Origin of the sequence: Parasaccharibacter sp. TMW 2.1888, assembly GCF_023167265.1 — a bacterium.
GTDB classification, from domain to species: Bacteria; Pseudomonadota; Alphaproteobacteria; order Acetobacterales; family Acetobacteraceae; genus Bombella; species Bombella apis.
Window position 1 is genome coordinate 1,504,531 of the sequence record NZ_CP030979.1, and the last position, 19,226, is coordinate 1,523,756.

General features: G+C 60.5%; 16 protein-coding genes. 9 read left to right on the plus strand and 7 right to left on the minus strand.

The window, feature by feature from the left end; all coding sequences use genetic code 11:
- The first annotated feature begins 153 nt into the window (after positions 1-153).
- Positions 154-1,518: a phosphoglucosamine mutase gene (glmM, locus tag DTQ13_RS06895; protein ID WP_043561575.1), complete on the plus strand. Its 1,365-nt coding sequence runs from the start codon at positions 154-156 to the stop codon at positions 1,516-1,518.
- 101 nt (positions 1,519-1,619) lie between these two features.
- Here the strand turns inward: glmM and DTQ13_RS06900 are convergent, their stop codons facing one another.
- The 5 genes from DTQ13_RS06900 to DTQ13_RS06920 all read right to left on the minus strand — a co-directional run bounded on the left by DTQ13_RS06900 (position 1,620) and on the right by DTQ13_RS06920 (position 6,169).
- Positions 1,620-2,363, minus strand: coding sequence for a response regulator transcription factor (locus DTQ13_RS06900; protein WP_043560843.1), 744 nt, complete (start codon positions 2,361-2,363; stop codon positions 1,620-1,622).
- Positions 2,364-2,846: 483 nt separating this feature from the next.
- Entirely contained in the window at positions 2,847-3,299 is a 453-nt protein-coding gene (locus DTQ13_RS06905; RefSeq protein WP_081563440.1) for a hypothetical protein, read from the minus strand.
- A 22-nt stretch (positions 3,300-3,321) separates the two neighbouring features.
- The gene (locus DTQ13_RS06910; RefSeq protein ID WP_043561572.1) at positions 3,322-4,560 is read right to left on the minus strand and encodes an aminopeptidase; all 1,239 of its coding nucleotides are present in this window, start codon (positions 4,558-4,560) and stop codon (positions 3,322-3,324) included.
- Between the two features lie 44 nt (positions 4,561-4,604).
- Positions 4,605-5,669 carry a histidinol-phosphate transaminase gene (hisC, locus tag DTQ13_RS06915; RefSeq protein ID WP_086431155.1) on the minus strand — a complete coding sequence of 355 codons (1,065 nt, stop codon included), beginning with the start codon at positions 5,667-5,669 and terminating at the stop codon, positions 4,605-4,607.
- Positions 5,666-6,169, minus strand: coding sequence for an ankyrin repeat domain-containing protein (locus DTQ13_RS06920; RefSeq protein WP_043560832.1), 504 nt, complete (start codon positions 6,167-6,169; stop codon positions 5,666-5,668). Before DTQ13_RS06920 ends, hisC begins: the two co-directional genes overlap by 4 nt.
- Positions 6,170-6,540: 371 nt before the next feature.
- Here DTQ13_RS06920 and tkt point away from each other — a divergent pair, with 371 nt between their 5' ends.
- From tkt to DTQ13_RS06955, 7 genes are all read left to right on the plus strand, one after another.
- Complete coding sequence (gene tkt / locus DTQ13_RS06925) at positions 6,541-8,592, plus strand: transketolase (RefSeq protein WP_248460413.1); 2,052 nt, start codon at positions 6,541-6,543, stop codon at positions 8,590-8,592.
- Between the two features lie 20 nt (positions 8,593-8,612).
- Entirely contained in the window at positions 8,613-11,462 is a 2,850-nt protein-coding gene (locus DTQ13_RS06930) for a bifunctional transaldolase/phosoglucose isomerase (RefSeq protein WP_248461238.1), read from the plus strand.
- Between the two features lie 2 nt (positions 11,463-11,464).
- On the plus strand, positions 11,465-12,469 hold the full coding sequence (gene gnd / locus DTQ13_RS06935) for a phosphogluconate dehydrogenase (NAD(+)-dependent, decarboxylating) (protein WP_043560825.1): 1,005 nt from the start codon (positions 11,465-11,467) through the stop codon (positions 12,467-12,469).
- A gap of 71 nt (positions 12,470-12,540) precedes the next feature.
- Positions 12,541-13,377 carry an HAD family hydrolase gene (locus tag DTQ13_RS06940; RefSeq protein WP_248460414.1) on the plus strand — a complete coding sequence of 279 codons (837 nt, stop codon included), beginning with the start codon at positions 12,541-12,543 and terminating at the stop codon, positions 13,375-13,377.
- Positions 13,378-13,398: 21 nt separating this feature from the next.
- Positions 13,399-14,139 carry a 6-phosphogluconolactonase gene (gene pgl, locus DTQ13_RS06945; RefSeq protein WP_043560822.1) on the plus strand — a complete coding sequence of 247 codons (741 nt, stop codon included), beginning with the start codon at positions 13,399-13,401 and terminating at the stop codon, positions 14,137-14,139.
- Positions 14,136-14,825 carry a ribose-5-phosphate isomerase RpiA gene (rpiA, locus tag DTQ13_RS06950; protein WP_248460415.1) on the plus strand — a complete coding sequence of 230 codons (690 nt, stop codon included), beginning with the start codon at positions 14,136-14,138 and terminating at the stop codon, positions 14,823-14,825. The genes pgl and rpiA overlap by 4 nt, the downstream gene beginning before the upstream one ends.
- A complete protein-coding gene (locus DTQ13_RS06955) occupies positions 14,822-15,382 on the plus strand; it encodes a gluconokinase (protein WP_043561569.1) in 561 nt (186 codons plus the stop codon). Before rpiA ends, DTQ13_RS06955 begins: the two co-directional genes overlap by 4 nt.
- Positions 15,383-15,515: 133 nt before the next feature.
- Here the strand turns inward: DTQ13_RS06955 and DTQ13_RS06960 are convergent, their stop codons facing one another.
- Positions 15,516-16,994 (minus strand): ATP-binding protein, encoded by a 1,479-nt coding sequence (locus DTQ13_RS06960; protein WP_248460416.1) that lies wholly within the window; start codon positions 16,992-16,994, stop codon positions 15,516-15,518.
- Complete coding sequence (locus DTQ13_RS06965; protein ID WP_081562950.1) at positions 16,991-18,232, minus strand: TIGR03862 family flavoprotein; 1,242 nt, start codon at positions 18,230-18,232, stop codon at positions 16,991-16,993. The genes DTQ13_RS06960 and DTQ13_RS06965 overlap by 4 nt, the downstream gene beginning before the upstream one ends.
- Before the next feature lie 138 nt (positions 18,233-18,370).
- Between DTQ13_RS06965 and panC the strand changes: the two genes are divergently transcribed.
- Positions 18,371-19,201 (plus strand): pantoate--beta-alanine ligase, encoded by an 831-nt coding sequence (gene panC / locus DTQ13_RS06970; protein ID WP_043560810.1) that lies wholly within the window; start codon positions 18,371-18,373, stop codon positions 19,199-19,201.
- Positions 19,202-19,226 lie beyond the last annotated feature (25 nt).

The following is a 19,226-nucleotide window of genomic DNA, read 5'->3' on the forward strand; positions in this document are numbered from 1 at the left end:
CATGGCAGCACTGGCCATGCGCCCGTTCTGTTTATGAAAGGCTTGCGTATCGGGGGAATGGCTGGCATTGCAGGGAGCATCTGGTGCAGGAAGGCAAGCCCTGTCAGCTGTTGGCAGAAGCCGCATATGGTATGGAAGACGGAGGGGGAAGTCATGGCAGACGGGCGGAAGTTTTTCGGGACTGACGGGATCCGTGGCGAGGCCAATACGGCACCCATGACGGTGGAGATAGCCCAGAAGCTGGGGCAGGCGGCGGGTCTGTATTTCTGCCGGCAGACAGGGCGCCAGCATCGCCACACGGTTGTGCTGGGCAAAGATACGCGTCTTTCCGGTTACATGATCGAGTGTGCCCTGGTGTCCGGTTTTCTCTCGGCAGGTGTGGATGTCGTCCTGCTGGGGCCGCTGCCTACGCCTGCTGTTGCTTTTCTGACCCGCTCCCTGCGGGCTGATCTGGGTGTCATGATTTCGGCATCCCACAATCCTTTCACGGATAACGGGATCAAGCTGTTCGGCCCGGACGGGTTCAAGCTTTCCGATGCTGTTGAGGCAGAGATCGAAGCCCTGATGGGGGACGATCTGAGCGGACAGCTGGCATCGCCTGCGGCCATAGGGCGGGCCTCCCGCCTGAATGATGCGGCAGGCCGGTATATTGAGAGTGTCAAATCGTCCTTTCCGCGGGGATTGCGGCTGGATGGTCTGAAAATCGTGCTCGATTGTGCGCATGGTTCTGCCTACCGTGTGGCACCTGCAGCCCTTTGGGAGCTGGGGGCAGAGGTCATAACCATAGGGGCCTCACCGGATGGGTTGAACATCAATGATGGTGTCGGCTCTACCCATCCGCAGGCACTCTGTGAAGCTGTGCGGGCTCATGGGGCAGATTGCGGTATTGCGCTGGATGGGGATGCGGACCGTGTCCTGTTCACCAATGAGCGGGGCGAGCTGGTGGACGGGGACCAGATACTGGCTCTCATCGCTACACTCTGGAAGCGCATGGGGCGGCTGAATGGTTCCGAGATCGTGGCGACTGTCATGTCCAATATCGGGCTGGAGGATTATCTGGCAACGCAGGGGCTAAGCCTGTATCGAACGGCTGTCGGGGACCGTTATGTTGTGGAGCGCATGCGCCAGACGGGAGGCAATCTTGGCGGGGAGCAGTCCGGCCATATGGTGCTGTCCGATCACGCCACAACAGGGGATGGCCTGCTGGCAGCGCTTCAGGTTCTGGCAGCTCTGGTGGAATCCGGCCAGCCAGCCAGTGAGCTGTGTCATCTTTTTGAGCCTTATCCCCAGACCCTGAAAAATGTGGCCTACAAGGGTGATAATCCTATGAAGCATCCGGCCCTTGGGGAGATTGTCAGCTGGGCGGAAGAACGGCTGAAGGGGAAGGGGCGTCTTGTACTGCGGGCCAGCGGGACAGAACCGTTGATCCGCGTGATGGTGGAGGCCCGGGACAGGGCTCTGGTAGCCGAGGTCGTGGACCGGGTCAGTGCCCATATCCAGACGTTGGCCGGAGCCTGAAAAGCCTTTCCCTTTCAGTAAAGAAAAAGCCCCTGCACCATGGGGCAAGGGCCTTTTTCTTTACTTCACGGGAGATGGGAGGGCTGCTCCGTGCCTGGATTTCAGCCTGCCTGACGCAGGGGAGCCGACCCTTCGGTAAAGCCTTGCGAAGAAGCAGAGGTACCAGCCGCCACGGCCGGATCCTGAAGGATGTAACCCCGACCCCAGACAGTGGTGATCATGTGTTCGGCACCGAAGCGCTGAAGCTTGCGCCGCAGCTTGCAGATGAAGACATCAATGATCTTCATTTCGGGTTCGTCAATGCCACCATAGAGATGGTTCAGGAACATGTCCTTGGTGAGGACTGCCCCCTTGCGCAGGAGCAGCAGCTCCAGAATGGAATATTCCTTGCTGGTGAGGTGCAGGAAGTGACCATTGACGCTGACCATCCGGCTTTCAAGGTCCAGTTCCAGCGGGCCAACGCACAGGCGTGATTCAGCGATGCCGTAAGAACGGCGGGTCAGAGCCTGGATGCGCGCCTGGGTCTCGCTCATGTCGAAGGGTTTGGTAACGTAGTCATCAGCCCCAGCTGAGAAGGCGGCCACCTTGGTCGGGGAGTCTGTCCGGACGGACAGAACCATGATGGGCGTGGAGATCCGGGAGCGTCGGACCTGACGGATGAGCTCTTCTCCCGGCAGGTCGCTCAGTACCAGCTCGGTTATGAAGAGATCATATTCATAGTGCTTGAACATGTTGAGGGCTTCATCGGCGGTTTTGACGTGGTCGACCGCGTAAGAGGACTTCCCCAGTACCTTTACCAGATGGCTTACAGCGCCGCTGTCGCTATCAGCGATGAGAATACGCATAATTTCAACTCCCCTTGGAACGGTTGTATTATGGAAGAGATTTTTTATGAAATGCAACCTTTGATTGTTTTTTTAGCAATCCATACAACCAGAACTTTCGTCGTATATGTCGGAATCATAGGACTTTTTTGTGTCAAATAAGGGGTTTTTTGATGTTTTTCTTTACAGAAAAGAAGAATATGATAGGCTTCTGATAAGGTAATATGAAGTTATACTTACATTTAATTTATAATTTTTTTTCGCATACTGAAATTATTTTCAGCAATTACCATAGTAAAAAATTGTATTTAAATATAAGTGAAAAATTAAGCAACAATATAGTTTTGCTAAATAGGCCTGTCGAACAAGGGTTATAGAACGTTCCTAATTTTTTTTATGGGAACGGGGCAGGTCATCAATTCTTTTAATGATAAAATAAAACTGTTTTAATCCTATTTCGAGGGTAAAACATTTGGAAATAGGATGTAGGAGGTCCGAATCGTTTCAGGCTTCACCGCTCTTCGTATCGGTGGAGGCCAGAAGCTGGGTGATCTGTTCTGGCGTGCCGATCAGGGCGCAGGCAACGGGATGGGTCCTGTCTGCAACCAGGACAATGCGTGTCTGCGTAGAGCTGGGGAAAAGGTCTGTTTCCACGGTAAAGACGGAGGCATCCTGCCTGTCCTGTGCCTTTGCCCCACGGGCCGCCTCGCTGAGGAGGCGGGCGCAGATGCGCTCCAGTGCGGGGAGCAGGCGGTTGGCTGTCTGCTCCTCCGTTTCAATTCCGTCGGTTGTGGAGCGACGGTGATGGGTGACCAGCTCGACCCAGCCTGACCGGGTCAGGAAACTGGGAATACCCGTATCGGGTGTCTCCCGCTCGGCACGGAGGATGAGGCCGGTCCGGGCGAGGGAGAGGATGTCCAGCTTTGGCAGGCGGGCGGGGTCAAGAGCAATGGTCACGGTTACTGTTTCCTTGGAGGGGTCAGACCCATTCGCCAGAGCGCATGAGGGGTGTGCGCTGGCCATCCTTCAGGCCGTCAATGTTGATCCTGTCGGAACCGATCATCCAGTCGATATGGATGATGGAATGATTGGCTCCACGGGCGATCAGCTCTTCTTCGCTCTGCCCTTCAGGGTTGGTCATGCATTTCGTGTAAGCCTGCCCAAGAGCGATGTGGCAGGCGGCATTCTCATCGAACAGGGTGTTCTGGTACAGGATGCCACTCCGGGAGATGGGGGAGGAGTGGGGTACGAGGGCAACCTCGCCAATGCGGCGTGCGCCTTCATCACTGTCCAGAATGCGTTTCAGCACATCTTCGCCTTTGCTGGCATGAGCCTCCACGATGCGCCCCTTTTCGAAGCGGACCCGGATTCCGTCAATCAGCGATCCCTGATGGAAGAGTGGCTTGGTGCTGGAGACGGTCCCTTCCACACGGGCACAGTGTGGGGTGGTGAAGACTTCCTCTGTCGGGATGTTCGGGTTGCAGACAATGCCATTCTTGGCTTCTTCGGCACCACCGGCCCAGAGGTGGCCATCCGCCAGCCCGACCGTCAGGTCTGTGCCCGGTCCGGTGAAGTGCAGGGCGTCGAAGCGGCGGTCATTCAGCATGGCAGCACGGGCATGGAGGGTCCGGTTATGGTCCGCCCAGGCCGCTACCGGGTCGGCCACATCCACGCGGGAGGCCTGGAAGATGCCATTCCACAGGGCGGTGAGGGCTTCCTCTGCTGGCAGATGTGGAAAAACCTGCTCGGCCCAGGCCGGTGTGGCGCAGGCAATGATGTTCCAGTTGATGTCAAAATTGGTGATGCGTTCCATGGCCGGACGATAGGCCGTGGAGCTGGCCCGGCTGACACGGGAGATGTGGTCCGGGTTCTGGTCCTTCAGCAGGGTCGGGTTCCCCCCCGTGATGGCCATGCGGGCGGCTCCTTTGCCAAAGGCTTCCGCCATGCCGTTGGCCAGCCAGCCCGCTGCCGTGTCAAAGCTGTCTTCATGACCGTGCTGGAAGCGGGCCAGCGTAGTCTCATCATCCTGATACAGGGTTGTGACCAGTGACGCTCCAGCCTTGTATGCATGGGCCGTGATGCGCCGGATGAGGGGTACGGCTTCCAGCCCTGCCGTGATGATGAGCTGCTGGCCAGGTGTGATGTTCAGCCCCGTACGGACGGAAACTTCGGCCAGACGGTCCAGAAGCTGGTCATGTGTGAAAGAGGATGTGGGCATGGGTCTGTCCTGTTAATCTGTAAAATGATGAGGGGGCTGATGCGTCAGCGGGGCAGCAGGTCATCCAGTGCGGCCAGCAGGGCGTCCATCTCCTCATCCGTGCCGATGGTGATGCGGAGCCAGTCGCTGATGCGGGGGCTGCCGCCCTGATGGCGGACGATGATGGCCCGCTCCCGCAGGCCGGTGAAAAGCGTGTCAGCTGGGCATGAGGGGTGATGGGCCAGAATGAAATTGGCCGTGGAGGGCAGGACCGTCATGCCACGCTCCCGCAGGGCTGCCACGGTGCGCTCCCGTGTGGCGATGATGCGGGTGGTGGTCTGTTCCAGCCACTCCGTGTCCCGGATGGAGGCTTCAGCCCCGGCCTGTGCCGGGCGGGACAGCGGATAGGAGTTGAAGCTGTCTTTTACCCGTGTCAGCCCTTCCACCAGCTCCGCCGAGCCGATGGCATAGCCCACGCGCAGCCCCGCCAGACCGGAGGATTTGGAGAAGGTACGGACGATGAGAAGGTTGGGATAACGCTGTGTCAGGGCCACGGCGCTGGTCCCGCCGAAATCGACATAGGCTTCATCGATGATGACCGTCTGGGCATTGAAGCGCTTCAGAAGTCCTTCAATGGCTGGCAGGGGCAGGCTGATGCCGGTGTTGGCATTGGGATTGGCGATTATGACACCACCAGCCGGACCGTCATAATCGTCTGGTGCGATGGTGAAATCATCCCGCAGGGGAATGGTGCGGTAATCCAGCCCGAACATCTGGCAGTAGATCGGGTAGAAGCCATAGGTCACATCGCTGAACAGGACCGGCGCATCGTCACGGAAGAGGGCCCGGAAGGCGTGGGCCAGGACCTCGTCAGAACCGTTGCCGGTGAAGACGCACTCGACCGGAACTCCTTCCTGTTCAGCAATGGCCGTGCGCAGGGCCAGGGCTGTCGGGTCTGGATAGAGGCGCAGGTCATCAGTTACGCTGGCCTTCATCGCTTCCAGCGCACGGGGGGACGGACCGTAGGGGGACTCATTGGTGTTCAGCTTGACCAGATTGGTCATGCGGGGCTGTTCACCGGGGATGTAGGGCTGGAGGTCGTGGACCTGCCGGTTCCAGAAACGGCTCATGGGGCGGTGGCCTCCGCAAAGAGGCTGCCAAGGCCCTGGCGGTGGGCAAGGTCTCTGGCGGAAAGGCCTTCCGTATCCCGGATGTCCGGGTTGGCGCCACGTTCCAGCAGCAGGCGGGCCATGCCCTGCCGTCCGAACATGATGGCAAACATGAGCGGCGTGCGCCCGGCATGGTTGGCCTGGTCGATATTGGCGCCACGCTCCAGCAGCAGGCGGGCAATGGCCTCATACCCCTTGAAGGCCACACCGGAGAGCGCCGTGGCCCCCTTGGCGTCCACGCCGTTCGGGTCGGCCCCGTTGTCCAGCAGCAGGCTGGCCGTGTCGAGCTGGTCGTTGTAGGTGGCGACGATGAGGGGTGTATAGCCCCGGCTGTCGGCACAGTCTGCCGGCATGCCGGCCTCAAGAAACTGCCTGACCAGATCATTCTCACCATTGCGGGCCGCATCGATGAAGAGAGCGGTGATCTGCTCCGGGGTGAAGGACATTTCGGGCTGCGTCATGGATGGGCTGCCTTTGCGGTAAAAGAATGGGTCGTGTCAGAGGCCTCTGAATGTCCTGCCTGCCGGTGGTCAGGTCAAGGGGGAAAAGGCCTTTCTGGCGTGCAGGATATGTGGTTGCGGCAGGCCTGATGGAAGAGGGCAGGCTGACCGGAATCTGCCGCCGGGTCTGACAGGTCCAGCCTGTCTGTAAGGGATGGGTAGGAAAATTGATCTTATTTGCCGGTAGGGCATTGCGTTCTTTCGCAGGATAAGGCCACTTGTGAAATATCCGGACTGCATCGGGCCGTGTTAAGGGGCATGAGCCTGCTGTGGGTGATCGGATGATTGTTTGAATTGAGGACGTTAGATCAGTGAACAGTATGCTGTCGAAAATGAGCATAGACACGATCCGCACATTGGTGATGGATAGTGTGGAGCGTGCAAAATCCGGCCATCCGGGTACCGCAATGGCTCTGGCCCCGGCCATGTATGCTTACTGGCAGTTTACGATGTATTATAACCCGGCTGATCCCTTTTGGCCGGGGCGTGACCGATTTATCCTCTCGGGTGGGCATGCGTCCATCCTCCTCTATGCCACGGTGTTTCTGGCCGGGGTGAAGGATATTGAGAACGGGCAGGTGGTCGATCGCCCCGCCCTGACGCTGGAAGACCTGAAAAATTTCCGCCGTTTTGAATCCCGCACACCGGGCCATCCCGAATACGGGCTGACAGCCGGGGTGGAGATCACGACCGGCCCGCTGGGGCAGGGATGCAGCAGTGCGGTGGGCATGGCCATGGCCGAGCGATGGCTTGCCACACATTACGGCCGCCCGGGGTTCGACCTCTTTGGCTATCACATTACCTCTTTCTGTGGTGATGGGGATATCATGGAGGGGGTTGCGGCCGAGGCCGCATCCTTGGCCGGACATCTGAAGCTGGGCAACCTGACATGGGTGTATGACAGCAACCGCATTTCCATTGAGGGCTCCACGGATGTGACCTTCACGGAGAATGTGGCCATGCGGTTTGAATCCTATGGCTGGCAGGTGCTGGAAGTTGCTGATGGCAACGACGTGCCTGCCATCTGTGAAGCCCTGAAACAGGGACGGGAGGAAACCTCCCGCCCGACCCTGATCATTCTCAGGACGATCATCGGTTATGGGGCACCGGGCAAGGCGGGAACGGCCTCTGCCCATGGTGAGCCGCTTGGCATGGAGGAGCTGGCAGGGGCCAAGAAGGCCTATGGCTGGCCCGAAGATGCGCCGCATTTTACTGTGCCGGATGGCGTGCAGGAGCATTTCGAGGCACTGGCCGGGCAGCGTGGTGCCAGAGCACAGGCGAAATGGGAGGCACGGTTTGCCGAGTACTGCGCCCGGTATCCGAAGGAAGGGGACGAGCTGCGGCACATTTTTGCCGGAACCCTGCCAGAAGGCTGGGAAACGGAGCTGCCTGTCTATCCGGCGGATGAGAAAGGGCTGGCCTCCCGCCAGAGTTCCGGGGAGGTGCTCAATGCCGTGGCATCCCAGTTCCCTTGGCTGGTTGGCGGGGCGGCGGACCTTGCGCCTTCTACCAAGACACTCATCAAGGGCGCCCGGTCGGTGCAGGCCCCTTCAAACATGGTGCAGGAAGGGGCTGGCTATGATGGCCGCAACATGCACTTCGGTGTGCGTGAACATGCGATGGCCGCCATCTGCAACGGCTTGGCCCTGAGTGGCCTGCGGCCTTTCTGTGCGGGCTTCCTGATCTTTTCTGATTACATGAAGCCCGCCATCCGTCTGGCAGCGCTGATGCACCTGCCGGTGATCTATGTGTTCACGCATGATTCCATCGGCGTGGGGGAGGATGGCCCGACCCATCAGCCCATCGAGCAGCTCGCCCAGTTCCGGTCCATGCCGGGGCTGACCATGCTGCGTCCGGCAGATGCCAATGAGGTGGTGGAAAGCTGGCGTGTGGCCATGCAGCATCGTGCTGGCCCCGTGGCCCTTGCCCTGACACGGCAGAACCTGCCAACGCTGGACCGTACCCGGTATGCCTCGGCCGAGGGTGTGGCCCGTGGTGGCTACGTTCTGGCGGACTGTGAGGGTGAGCCGGAGATTCTGTTGATGGCGTCCGGCTCCGAGGTTTCGCTCGTGGTCGGTGTCTATGAGCGGCTGAAGGCTGAAGGCGTGCGGGCCCGTGTGGTCTCCATGCCAAGCTTCGATCTGTTCGAGAGCCAGGACAGGGCCTATCGTGACACCGTCCTGCCACCTTCTGTCCGTAGGCGTGTCGGTGTAGAGATGGCTTCCGGCTTTGGGTGGGACCGCTATGTGGGGCTGGATGGTGTCGTCATTGCCATGAACAGCTTTGGGGAATCCGGCGCAGCAGCAGAGCTGATGGCGAAGTTCGGCTTTACGGTAGACTCTGTTTATGAACAGGCCCGCCAGTTGTTACAGAAGGCAGACTGACTGGATAAGGAGTGAGAGTGATGGAAAACACCCCGCCAGAGACACCTTTGACCCGTCTGGTCAGCCATGGGCAGTCCATCTGGCTGGATTTCATCCGGAGGGATTTCATCGAGGATGGCCGTCTGGCAGCCATGGTGAAGGAGGACGCCCTGAAAGGGGTGACCTCCAACCCGGCCATTTTCGAGCAGGCCATTGGCCACGGTGCGGAATATGAGGAAGCCGTGCAGGCCCTCCTGGCCAGCGGCAGCCTGACAGCCGGTGCGCTTTATGAGGCGCTGGCCGTGGAAGATATCCGTCAGGCCTGCGAGGTTCTGCGGCCCGTGTTTGACGAAACCGGCGGACGGGATGGCTATGTCAGTCTCGAGGTTTCTCCTTACCTGGCATATGATGCTGAAGGCACGCTGGCAGAAGCCCGCAGGCTCTGGCAGCGTGTTGGTCACACCAATGTGATGATCAAGATTCCGGCGACGGAAGAGGCCATTCCAGCCATTGAGCAGGCTACTGCCGAGGGCATCAACGTCAATGTCACGCTCCTTTTTGCGCTGGGCATGTACGAGAAGGTGCTGGACGCCTATCTGCGGGGGCTGGAGGCCAGGGTGAAGGCCGGTCTGCCGGTGAATCACGTTGGCAGTGTGGCGTCTTTCTTTGTCAGCCGGATTGATGGGCGCATTGATGCCCGCATCGACCGCCGTCTGGCCGCCGGTGACCCGGAAGCCGAGGCGTTGAAGGCCCTGCGGGGGCAGGTGGCCATTGCCAATGCCCGCATGGCGTATCAGCATTATCTCAGGGTAACGGAAAGCCCGCGCTGGAAAGTTCTGGCAGGGAAAGGAGCGCAGACGCAGCGTCTTCTCTGGGCCAGTACGAGCACGAAGGACAAGGCCTATCGTGACGTGCTGTACGTGGAGGAGCTGATTGGCGCTGATACGGTCAATACATTGCCACCCCGTACGCTGGAAGCCTTCCGGGATCATGGCATCCCGGAGGAGCGCCTTGCGCAGGGTGGAGAGAGCGCCAGCCTGATTCTGGCAGAAGCAGGGCGATTGGGGCTTGATCTGGACAGTGTGACCACCACCTTGTTGGAAGAAGGTGTGACGGCTTTCGAGGTCGCTTTTGATGGATTGCTCGGTGCGGTGGCAGCCCGCCGGGAAGCTGTTTTGGGGGAACGTCTTATGCGAGTATCCTTGGCATTGTCGGGTGAGTTGGAAAATGCCGTGGTTGCGGCGGGCAAGAGCTGGAGCCAGGATGGCAAGGTGCGGCGCATCTGGGAGCGTGATGCGTCCGTCTGGACCGGTGGGCCGGAAAGCCGATGGCTCGGCTGGCTGGATGTGGTCAAGAATGGCCGTGCGGCTCTTGAGTCTTATGAGACCTTGGGCCGTGAGGTGAAGGAACGTGGCTACAGCGACGTGCTGCTGCTGGCCATGGGCGGTTCCAGCCTCGGACCGGAAGTGCTGGAGGAAACCTTTGGCCGAGCCCCCGGTGGCCCAAAGCTGCATGTTCTGGACAGTACGGACCCTCAGCAGGTTGCCAGCTTCGGCCGGGCCATCGACCCGGCCAACACGCTGTTCATCGTGTCCAGCAAGTCCGGCAGTACGCTGGAGCCGAACATCCTGTTCGCCTATTTCTGGGATCAGGCGGAGAAGGCCCTTGGCCGTCAGCCCGGTGAGCGTTTCGTCGCCGTGACGGACCCCGGCTCATCGCTGGAAACACTGGCCAGAGACCGTGGCTTTGCCCATATCTTCCACGGCAACCCGGAGATCGGCGGGCGGTATTCCGTTCTGTCCGCCTTTGGTCTCGCTCCGGCGGCGGCAGCAGGGTACGATGTCCGGGCCCTGCTGGACAGCACGCAGCTGATGATCGAGGCGTGCGATGCTTCCGTTCCGCCTGTGACAAACCCTGGTGTCAGTCTGGGGCTGGCCCTTGGGGTGGCGGCCACCAGTTTCCGGCGGGACAAGGTCACGTTCATGGCTTCGGAGAAGATCGCCTCCCTCGGTGCCTGGCTGGAGCAGCTTCTGGCTGAAAGCACCGGCAAGAACGGCACGGGGCTCATCCCTATTGATGGCGAGCCGCTGGGGGCGCCGGAGGTTTATGGTGATGACCGCATGTTCGTGGAACTGCGGCTGGGGCATGAGCCCGTCAGCCCGGGGATCAAGGCCCTGCGGGAGGCGGGACATCCTGTCGTGACCCTGCATCTCGAGGATGTCGGGCAGATCGTGCAGGCGTTCTTCGTGTTTGAATTTGCCACGGCGGTGGCTGGCTCCGTGCTGGGAATCAATCCTTTTGACCAGCCTGATGTGGAATTCAGCAAGGTTGAGACCCGCAAGCTGACCAAAGCCTATGCCGAGACGGGCCATCTGCCGGAAGAGACGCCGTTCGCCCAGGATGGAAACCTCGCTTTTTACGCTGATGAGCGCAACCGTGAGGCGCTGGGCAGCGGTAGTGCAGAAACCATTCTGAAAGCTCATTTTGACCGTGTGGGCAAGAACGACTATATTGGCCTCCTCGCTTACATTGAGCGGAACAAAGCCCATATCGCCTGGGAGCAGACGGTGAGAACAGAGTTGAGGGATCGGCTTCATGTCGCCACGGCGGCGCAGTTTGGTCCACGGTTCCTCCACTCGACAGGTCAGGCTTACAAGGGGGGCCCCAACAGCGGTGTCTTCCTGCAGGTGACGGCGGATGATGCTGCGGACCTGCCCATACCGGGACACGCTTACAGCTTTGGTGTCGTCAAGGCCGCTCAGGCCCGGGGGGATTTCGACGTTCTGGCCGCTCGTGGCCGTCGTGCGCTGCGTGTGCATGTTGTCGGTCCCCTGCATGAAGGACTGGACCGTCTCGCTCAGCTGGTGACAGATATTCTAAAAGGAGCTTGAGGATGCGTATCGGAATTATCGGACTTGGCCGCATGGGTGGCAATATTGCCGTCCGCCTGACCCGCAAGGGGCATGATGTTGTCGTGTTCGACCGGACTCCCGCTGTCACCGAGAAGATTGTCGAGCGGTCAGAGAAGGGGCGTGCCCAGGGGGCCGAGACCTTCGAGAAAATGGCCGAACTCCTTTCCAGTGAGGAGCGTCGTGTCATCTGGGTCATGCTGCCAGCTGGCAAGGTGACGGAAGACTGCATACAGAAGCTCGCCCCGCTGTTGGGCAAAGGTGACATCATCATCGATGGTGGCAACACCTATTACAAGGAAGATATCCGCCGGGCGAAAGAGCTGGGCGAGCGTGGCATCGATTATATCGATGTCGGGACCTCTGGTGGTGTCTGGGGGCTGGAGCGTGGCTACTGCATGATGTATGGCGGCGAGAAGCACGCTGCGGATTATGTGGACCCCATTCTGGATGCGCTGGCTCCGGGCATGGGTGATGTGCCCCGCACGCCGGACCGTGAGGATGATGGCCGCCACGACCCGCGGGCCGAGAGGGGATATCTTTATTGTGGTCCGGCCGGGGCTGGTCATTTCGTGAAGATGATCCATAACGGCATCGAATACGGCATGATGCAGGCCATCGCTGAGGGTTTTGATGTGCTGGCCAGCAAGAACTCCGAAAAGCTGCCGGAAGATGAGCGTTATGACCTGCATCTGGCTGATATTGCCGAGGTGTGGCGCCGTGGTAGTGTCGTGTCCTCCTGGCTGCTGGACCTGACAGCCGAGGCGCTGGCCCGTTCCGGTGATCTGAGCGAGTTCAGTGGCGAGGTGCAGGATTCCGGTGAAGGCCGCTGGACGATCGAAGCCGCCATTGAGGAGGCCGTGCCTGCCCCGGTAATGACCGCAGCCCTTTATACCCGTTTCCGGTCCCGTACCGGCAACAATTTCGCCGAGAAGGCTCTTTCGGCCATGCGGTATGGATTTGGTGGCCATACCGAGCGCAAGAAATAAACTGTTCTGGAGAATGGGGGATGCGGTAGGGGGCCGCACCCCTTCTTCCCCCGTGAGGGAGGAAGATACTCATGACAGAAACATCCCCCAGGATCAGGCTGGTGCTGTCCGATATGGATGGCACCATTCTTGGTTCTGACAGAACCATTTCTCCCACAACAGGCACGGCCGTCCAGCATCTGGCAGAGCGGGGTGTGGCTCTGGCGCTCGTCAGTGCCCGCATCCCGGCGGCTGTGCTGCCTTATGTCCGGCAGCTCGGGCTGAAAGGGCCCTGTGCCGGATTTAATGGGGGCGTCTTTTTCATGCCGGATGGCACCATTCTGAAGAGCCACCATTTTTCTGTCGGGGATCTTGCGGCCATTCTCGAAGCTCTGTCTCCTTTCCCTGTGGAGGTCTGGTTTCAGACAGAACAGGAATGGCTGGTGCGTGACAGTCGGACGCTGCTGGCAAAGCGGGAGCAGGAGTTGACGGGCATTACGCCCCGGGCAGTATCTTCATGGCCCGTCACGCCGAAGACCGTGAACCGCCTTATGGTCTGTTCTGACGATACAGCCCTGATTGCTCGGCTGGAAGCCGAGCTGGCGGCTCCTTTTGCCGGGCGGGCGAGCCTGCTGCGTTCGGCCCCACACAAGTTGAACATCACACCTGCCCTGGCCACGAAGGGCGAGGCGGTGGCAGAGCTGGCCAGACTGTATGGCGTAACACCGCAGGAAGTGGCTGCTCTTGGCGATGCCCCCAATGACATCCCGATGCTGCAGGCGGCTTGCATGGGCATCGCCATGGGGCAGGCGCCGGATTCCGTGAAGAAAGAAGCCACCCATGTGACCGGAAAACCTGATGAAGGTGGCTGGGCATATGCTGCCGAGACGTTCATTATGCCGCTAGCCCCCTGCCAGCAGGGGAGATGACGTGATTCGGAGGGTACGGGTATGACGACAGACATGCGCCATGCGGTCGTAGAGGTTCTGAAGGACTCAGAAGCCGTGGCTATGGAAATGGCCAGACTGCTGATCAGGACGGTGAAAGAAAAGCAACAGGGCAGGGTGCGCATTGCTCTCTCTGGTGGATCCACGCCCAAGCAGCTTTTTGCGATTCTTGCCCAGCCCGACATGGCCCGGCAGGTGGACTGGTCCCGTGTCGAAATTTTCTATGGGGATGAACGTCACGTGCCCGAGGGCCATGCGGACAGCAACCATGCCAGCGCCCGGGAGCTGCTGCTCTCCAGGGTCTCCATCCCGGCGGCTCAGGTCCATCCGATGCCGACAGCCGCTACGGTTGCGGAAGATGCTGCCAGCTACCAGAGCGTTCTGGAACAGGCCTATGGTGCCACGAAGCTGGAAGCAGGCCGCCCGCTGTTTGATATCGTCATGCTTGGCCTGGGTACGGATGGGCATACGGCATCCCTGTTCCCGGGGGAGCCTGTCCTTGAGGAAAAGAAGGCCTGGGTTGGCGTCGCAGCGCCCCGTACGGCCCCGCATGAGCGCCTTACACTGACCTACCCGGCCATTGCCTCCAGTGCACTGGTCGTTTTCCTTGTCACCGGGGAAAATAAAGTACCAATGCTGGCCCGTTTGCGTCAGGGGGATGGCAGCATCCCATCAGGGCGTATTGTTTCCGAGGGGAAAATCCTCATACTGGCCGATGAAGCCGCTGCTGGAGAGCTTTCATGAATGTAGATGACTGTAAACGTGCTGCTGCCCATCTTGCTGCAAGCCTCGTCAAACCGGGGATGGTCGTCGGGCTGGGGACAGGCAGTACCGCAGCATTCATGATTGAAAGGCTCGGTGAGCGTGTTGCCGGGGAAGGGCTGGATATTCATGCCATCCCGACCTCCGAGGAATCGACAAGACTTGCCCGTGCAGCGGGGATTCCGATCACGACGTTTGCAGAACATTCCGTAGTCGACATCACCATTGATGGCGCAGATGAGGTGGAGCGCAAGACGCTGAATCTCATCAAGGGGCTGGGGGCTGCTCTGCTGCGTGAGAAGATCGTTGCCCAGGCGTCACGGCGTTTTGTCGTGATCGTGGATGTAACCAAACCGGTTGACCAGCTTGGCCAGCGGGTGCCTGTACCAGTGGAGGTTGTTCCATTTGGCTACGAGGCAACGGCAGCCCGTCTGGAGGCTCTGGGGGCAAGGGTCATCCGTCCCCGTCGGCATCTGACAGGCGAGCTGCTTATTACCGATAACGGGAACAGGATACTTGATTGCGCTTTCGGTCCGATCAGTGACGTGCAGGCTCTCGCCACGCGGCTGGATGGTACGGTAGGCGTGGTGGAGCATGGTTTGTTCCCCAATATGGCAACCGATGTGCTGGTTGCCACCGAACGGGAGGTTGAACAATGGACGCCATGACAGAAAAAGAAGCCGCCAAGGCTGCATCGGGTATTGCTCCGCATTACATTGTGGTGATGGGGGTTTCCGGCAACGGCAAGACCACTGTGGCTGAGCTGCTTTCCAAGAGCCTTGGCTGGCCGTTTCAGGAAGGTGATGACCTGCATCCCAAAGCCAATGTGGAAAAGATGCGCAGTGGCCACCCGTTGACGGATGAAGATCGTGCCCCCTGGCTGGAGCTGTGCCACGACTGGCTGGCCAAGTGCGCCGAGAAGGGGACCGGTGCCGTGCTGACCTGTTCCGCCCTGAAGAAGAAATATCGTGATGCGTTGGCCAAGCATATTCCGGTCCAGTTCGTCTACCTGAAGGTGGACCCGAAGATCATAGAGGACCGGCTGAAGCACCGTGTCGGGCATTATATGCCGCCGACCCTTCTGCCGAGCCAGCTGGCCACTCTGGAGGAGCCGACAGATGACGAGCCGGTGATCCGTGTTCCTGGTGATGCAACGCCGGAAGAGCTGCGGGACCGTGTGATTGAGCGTCTGCGTGTTGTCCCCCCGCCGAAGGTGGTGGACTGATACAGGGTCGGTTATTACCGGTTCAGTGATGGCCCTTTCTTTGGGCATCAGGAAATGGCGGGGCCTCTGGCTCCGCCATTTTTCGTGGGGAAAGGAGACCCTTGCCCGGGCGGCTCCTTCCCATGGGGGCTGTTTAGGGGGGGCAGGCCGGGGAGGCTGTCTGCCAGCCCGGGCCAATAATGGCGATCCGACGGTGGCGGCCCGTGCCCTGAAGGATGATGGCTTCGCATTTCTCAAGATAAGTAAGCTGCCGCCGTGCCCGCCCTAGAGAATGGGTGCCATAGGCCCGGGCCAGAGCGGCATCATCCGGGCAGGGTTTGCCTTCCATGGCTGCATGGGCGAGCAGGAAATAGACAGGCTGCATGTCGTCCGGCAGGCGGCTGGCCCGCTGCTGGATGTCCTGCCAGGCCTCGGTCTCGGCCTGTTCACGGGTGATACCGCAGCGGATGGTGCTCAGCATGGTCTGGAACTGCGGCATGGGCAGGATGTTGCGGGAGAACCCGGCCAGCCGTGCCCTCATCTGGAAGTCCTGATACAGGGTGGCGAGTGGCCGGTAGGCGGCATCCTCATCCTGTCCGGCTTCGGCGACGAGAGTCCAGAGAGTTTCCGGGTCCGGTGCGGCCATCTGCTGGCTCTGCTGCTGCTCTCTGGCGTCACGGGAGGAGCTGTAGGCATCAAGCTGCGCCAGCAGGTCCGGTTTGGGGGCAGCCGGTTCCTTGCGGGGGCGGGAAGCGGGTTCCGGCGGGGCCTCGAGGATGAGATCCCGCAGCTCATCCACAGGAATGTTGGGCTGTTCAAGTGGCATGAGGGCAGGGCCACCTGCATGGCTGGCTGTCTCGACCGGACCGATGGTGACACGTTGGGGGCGACGGGCGAGGGCGGGTCCCAGCGCCATGAACTGCCCACGGGCAAGGTCCCTGAAGCCTTCGGCAGCACGGCGCTCCATGCCCAGAAGGTCGGCGGCACGAGCCATGTCGATATCCAGAAAGGTCCGTCCCATCAGGAAGTTGGAAGCCTCGGCGGCGACATTCTTGGCCAGCTTGGCCAGACGCTGGGTGGCAATGATGCCTGCCATGCCCCTTTTGCGTCCCCGGCACATGAGGTTGGTCATCGCATTGAGGGAGAGGCGGCGTGCCTCGTCAGAGGTATCACCCCCGGCAATGGGGGCGAAGAGCTGGGCTTCGTCCACCACGATGAGGACAGGATACCAGTAGGCCCTTGGCGCTTCGAACATGCCGGTCAGGAAGGCACCGACAGAACGGAGCTGCCCTTCCGGCTCGCTCTGCTCAAGATTCAGCACGACAGAGGCCCGGTGCATCCGGACCCGTTCCCCCGCACTTCGCAGGCTGGCTTCGGACTGTGTGTCCGTCTCGATGACGAGATGGTCGTATTTTTCTGCCAGCGTGACGAAATCCCCTTCCGGGTCGATGATGACCTGTTGGACGAGAGTTGCGCTCTGCTCCAGCAGACGCCGGAGGAGGTGGGATTTCCCAGAGCCGGAATTGCCCTGCACGAGCAGGCGGGTAGCCAGCAGTTCAGGCAGGTCGATGTGGGCATCCTCACCACGGGCTGTGGTGCCAAGAAGAAGGGGGCCAAAATGTGATGAACTCATGGCGCCACTTTACCGGGCAATGGACGGGAGAGCCAGTGATGAACAGCCTCTGCACAGAAGCAGGCGGTGGAAAAACAGCCCTGGAGCAGATAGCCCCCTGTAGGAGCATCCCAGTCCAGCATTTCACCACAGGCGAACAGGCCGGGCTGGTGGCGCAGCATGAAGCCTTCATCCAGCGCTGCCTGTTTCAGCCCTCCGGCGGTGGAAATGGCCCTGTCCAGCGCAGCAGGAGCCACAAGGTGCAGGGGGGCCTGCGTGATGGCGTCTGTCAGCTCACCGGGTGTGCGGGCGTCCGGGCAGAGCTGGGTGAGCAGCTCCCGCATGGTACGGTCCAGCCCCAGAGCCTTGCGCAGCCTGTTGCTCCGGCTTTCACGGAGACGCTGGCGGGCGAGGCGTTCCAGTATGCGTTCCTGCGTCAGAGTCGGGCGGAGATTCAGGTGGACGGTTACGGTGTCTCCGCCTGATTTTGCCAGAGCCTGTCGCAGTGGAGCTGAAAGGGCGTAAAGTGGTGCTCCCTCCAGCCCCCGTTTCGTGATGATGAGATCGCCACGATGTGTCTGGCCGGCGAAGTTGAGCGTGACTCCCCGCAGGGTCTCGCCTTCGTGGCGGAGCAGGAATTCGGCAGGCCAGTCCGGCATGAAGCCGCAGTTGGAGGGGGCAAAAGGCGTGCAGTGCTGTTCCAGCAGCGATGCCCATTGCCCGTTACTGCCCAGTCGTGCCCAGCTGCTGCCCCCCAGGGCGAGGATGACGGCACGTCCTGTCTGCTGGACCGGGCCTTCCGGTGTCTGGAAGGTGAGAGACAGGCCCTGCATATCTGTCAGCCTGTGGCGGGGAAAGAATTGCACGCCCTGTTCCTGAAGGCGGACCAGCCAGCGGCGCAGCAGGGGAGAGGCCTTGAGGGATTTCAGAAAGACCCGGCCAGAACTGCCGGTGAAGCAGGGTTCGCCCAATCCTTCAGCCCAGAGGCGGAGAGCCTCGGGCGGGAAGTGGCGGATGGCAGGTTCCAGCCAGTCCCGTGCTGTCCCGTAGCGTTGCAGGAATGGTTCCAGCGGTTCACTGTGGGTGAGGTTCAGGCCGCTGCGGCCTGCCATGAGGAATTTCCGTCCCGGCCTGGCCATGTGGTCGAACAGATGGACCTCATGGCCCTTCCGGCTCAGACATTCAGCGGCAAACAGCCCTGCCGGGCCAGCCCCGATGATGGCAATGGGGAGTGTACGGGCCGTACTGGTGTCGGGCATGGGCAGTCCGTTCTGGCTGGGTGTGGCGGCGGTGAGGTGTTGTTAGCCTGTTCCGGCCTGTCGGGGAAGACAGACAGGAGGCAGACAGGGTATGGAAAGGCGTAGCCTGCGAGGGCAATCATCCGGGAAAGGGACGACATGAAACTCTGCACGACGGTTCAGGAGATGCGGCAGGAGCGGGCGCAGCTTGGCAGGGTCGGCTTTGTACCGACGATGGGCTTCCTGCATGAGGGGCATCTTTCGCTTGTTCGCCGTGCCCGGGAGGAGACTGATGCTGTTGTCGTCAGTCTCTTTGTCAATCCCATACAGTTCGGGTCGGCGGATGATCTTGCCAATTATCCCCGGGCGCTGGAACGGGATATTGCCCTGCTGCGCAGGGAGGGCGTGGCCTGTGTTTTTACGCCGGAAGCGGCAGAATTCTACCCTGAAGGGTTCGCCACGCAGGTGGATGTTGGTGGTGTGGCGCTGGAGCTTGAGGGGCCGTCCCGTCCCGGCCATTTTGCAGGTGTGGCGACGGTGCTGGCGAAATTCTTCAACATCATCCAGCCGCAGCGGGCCTATTTTGGGCAGAAAGATGCCCAGCAATGTGCTGTTGTCCAGCGGTTCGTGCGGGACCTGAATATTCCGGTAGATATTGTGACCCTGCCAACATGGCGGGAGGCGGACGGTCTTGCCGGGTCGAGCCGCAACAGTCGTCTGACGGAGGCGGAACGCCACAGGGCCCCGGTGCTGCATCAGGCTCTCTGCCGGGGCCGGACCCTGGTGCAGGCTGGTGAACGCCGCCGTGCCGTGCTGGAGGGGGCCATGCGGGATGTGCTGGTGCAGGCCGGGCTTGTGGATATTGACTATGTCACCATCGTGAATCCGGATACGTTCCAGGCTGAAGAGGAGGTCCGGGAGGGGGCTCTGGCCTTGCTGGCCGTGCAGCTGGGGGCCGTGCGGCTGATCGACAATATGCCGCTGTTCTGAAAAGTGGTCCTGACCCTTTGTTGAG

Bases quoted from the DNA above. Each gene is read 5' to 3' on its own strand.
- glmM (WP_043561575.1), top strand. From the start codon at position 154: ATGGCAGACGGGCGGAAGTTTTTCGGGACTGACGGGATCCGTGGCGAG.
- DTQ13_RS06900 (WP_043560843.1), bottom strand. From the start codon at position 2,363: ATGCGTATTCTCATCGCTGATAGCGACAGCGGCGCTGTAAGCCATCTG.
- DTQ13_RS06910 (WP_043561572.1), bottom strand. From the start codon at position 4,560: ATGCCCACATCCTCTTTCACACATGACCAGCTTCTGGACCGTCTGGCC.
- hisC (WP_086431155.1), bottom strand. From the start codon at position 5,669: ATGAGCCGTTTCTGGAACCGGCAGGTCCACGACCTCCAGCCCTACATC.
- DTQ13_RS06920 (WP_043560832.1), bottom strand. From the start codon at position 6,169: ATGACGCAGCCCGAAATGTCCTTCACCCCGGAGCAGATCACCGCTCTC.
- tkt (WP_248460413.1), top strand. From the start codon at position 6,541: ATGAGCATAGACACGATCCGCACATTGGTGATGGATAGTGTGGAGCGT.
- DTQ13_RS06930 (WP_248461238.1), top strand. From the start codon at position 8,613: ATGGAAAACACCCCGCCAGAGACACCTTTGACCCGTCTGGTCAGCCAT.
- gnd (WP_043560825.1), top strand. From the start codon at position 11,465: ATGCGTATCGGAATTATCGGACTTGGCCGCATGGGTGGCAATATTGCC.
- DTQ13_RS06940 (WP_248460414.1), top strand. From the start codon at position 12,541: ATGACAGAAACATCCCCCAGGATCAGGCTGGTGCTGTCCGATATGGAT.
- pgl (WP_043560822.1), top strand. From the start codon at position 13,399: ATGACGACAGACATGCGCCATGCGGTCGTAGAGGTTCTGAAGGACTCA.
- rpiA (WP_248460415.1), top strand. From the start codon at position 14,136: ATGAATGTAGATGACTGTAAACGTGCTGCTGCCCATCTTGCTGCAAGC.
- DTQ13_RS06955 (WP_043561569.1), top strand. From the start codon at position 14,822: ATGACAGAAAAAGAAGCCGCCAAGGCTGCATCGGGTATTGCTCCGCAT.
- DTQ13_RS06960 (WP_248460416.1), bottom strand. From the start codon at position 16,994: ATGAGTTCATCACATTTTGGCCCCCTTCTTCTTGGCACCACAGCCCGT.
- DTQ13_RS06965 (WP_081562950.1), bottom strand. From the start codon at position 18,232: ATGCCCGACACCAGTACGGCCCGTACACTCCCCATTGCCATCATCGGG.
- panC (WP_043560810.1), top strand. From the start codon at position 18,371: ATGAAACTCTGCACGACGGTTCAGGAGATGCGGCAGGAGCGGGCGCAG.